Here is a 1,759-nt window from a genome sequence, read left to right as displayed (position 1 = left end):
CTTTGCGGGCACCGAAGCCGACATGGATGATCACGTCGCAGGCCTTGATCGGAAACTCCGGCGGCAGGCCGGCGGTGACTTCGCAGCCATCGAAGGGCAGCAGCGATGACAGCGTCACGTCCAGCCTGCCGATGCCGGCCACGGTGCGCTTGTCGGCCGGGATGTCGAGCGGAATGAAGGTCGGCAGCAGCAGGCTGGTCACGCCGAGCACGCTGTTCGGCACCGGAATCAGGCTCTGCGCCACCGGCACTTCGACGCGGTTGCGGTCGGCGACATGGTCCGGCGCGACCCAGACCGCCTTGTCCGGCGCCAGCGACAGGCAGACCTCGCTGCGCAGACGGTCCAGCCCGGCCTTCACCGCGGCATCCGCCGGCTGCGCATCGGCCGGCTTCAGCTTCTCGTTGATGAAGGCCAGCACCGCGTCATCCTTGGACAAGCCGCCGCAGCTGCCGGGACCGGACGGCGTCTGCAGATCGGGCAGACTGAGACCGATCGTGTTGAGCAGGCCGACCAGGCCGCCGACGGCGTCATTGAGCGGGCCGAGCTGGCCCAGCAGGGTCTGCGTGCCGGGCAGGATGTGCCCGCTCTCGTGGCTCATCAGGCGCACGTCGCCGCCCAGCGCCTTGTAGCCGAGGTAATTGGCCCAGCCCTCGTTGAAGTTGAACAGCGTGTCGCGGATACCCTGGCTGAACAGGATGTCGACCTTCGCCGGACGGATGGCCGGGAAGTCGTAGCTCATGCCGCCCGACAGGTCGCCGGTGAGGAAATCCATGGGCAGCTGCTCGCTCTCCGGCAGCGCGTCGAGGAAGTATTTCGAGCTGTGGTAGTAGAAGAACGGCAGCGCGCCGGCGTGGATCACGTTGCCCAGCACGCCGCGCAGCAGCGTCTCCTTGATCGCCGGATCCAGACCGCCGATCAGCGGCTGATTCGCACCGGCCTCGCCGCCCAGCACCAGCAGCAGCGCCCACACCGACTTGGTGGTGCCGTTCGGATTCAGGCTGTAGCGCAGGTCATGCGGCGTGATGTCCGGCGTCAGCACATCCAGCCGGTGCTTGGGGTCGAGGTTGTGCAGCAGCAGCTGGTACATGCCGCCGTAGCTGCCGCCGGTCGAGGCGGCGACGAGGTTGTAGCCGCCGGCCTTGCGGTCATGCGCCAGATAGTCGAGATGGGTCTCCGCCCAGTCGAGGATCTGCAGCAGGTCGCGGCCCTCGAAGTTGGGGTCCATGACGCGCACCGTGCCCGAGCTGTCGTGGAAGCCGCGCTGGTCGATGCTGATGACGGCGTAGCCGTTGTCCTGGAAGCGTTCGAGCTGGGTGCCCGCCGGGTCCTGGGTGCGCGAGCCGCCGAAGCCGTGGCCGTGCAGCACCAGCGGATTGCCGCGCGTGCAGTCGAAGCGCTTCGGCTCGATGACCTCGAACACGATGCTCTTGCCGCTGGCCGAGGTCAGCGTCACCGGGTAATGACGCCCGCCCTCCAGGTTCTGGCCGGTCTTGCAGGAGGCCGCGTTGGCGTTGCTGTCATCGCGGACGATGCCGACACCCGGCGCCTCGAAGCCGGGCAGGCGCGCCGCCGTCTCGGAGGGCGAGCCGCTGTCGCCGCCCTGCTTGCCGCCGCCACCGCAGGCGGCAAGCAGGGCCGCCAGCGCCGACACCATGAGGAAACGCGTTCTTGCAACGCTGCCGGACCATTTGCGCATGTGCTGTCCCCGTCCGGCCGGATGGCGGATCGCCGCCGGCCGTTTCTGTTCTTGTTGTTGTCG

General features: G+C 68.3%; 1 protein-coding gene. It reads right to left on the bottom strand.

Going from position 1 to position 1,759, the window contains the following annotated elements; all coding sequences use genetic code 11:
• Positions 1-1,696 (bottom strand): alpha/beta hydrolase (locus C5O18_RS09135; RefSeq protein ID WP_146089325.1); only part of this gene is annotated, 1,696 nt, incomplete at its 3' end.
• Positions 1,697-1,759: the final 63 nt, after the last annotated feature.

The sequence above is a fragment of the Amnimonas aquatica genome (assembly GCF_002943415.1).
GTDB classification, from domain to species: Bacteria; Pseudomonadota; Gammaproteobacteria; order Pseudomonadales; family Moraxellaceae; genus Perlucidibaca; species Perlucidibaca aquatica_A.
This window is presented reverse-complemented; position numbering and strand designations above follow the sequence as displayed.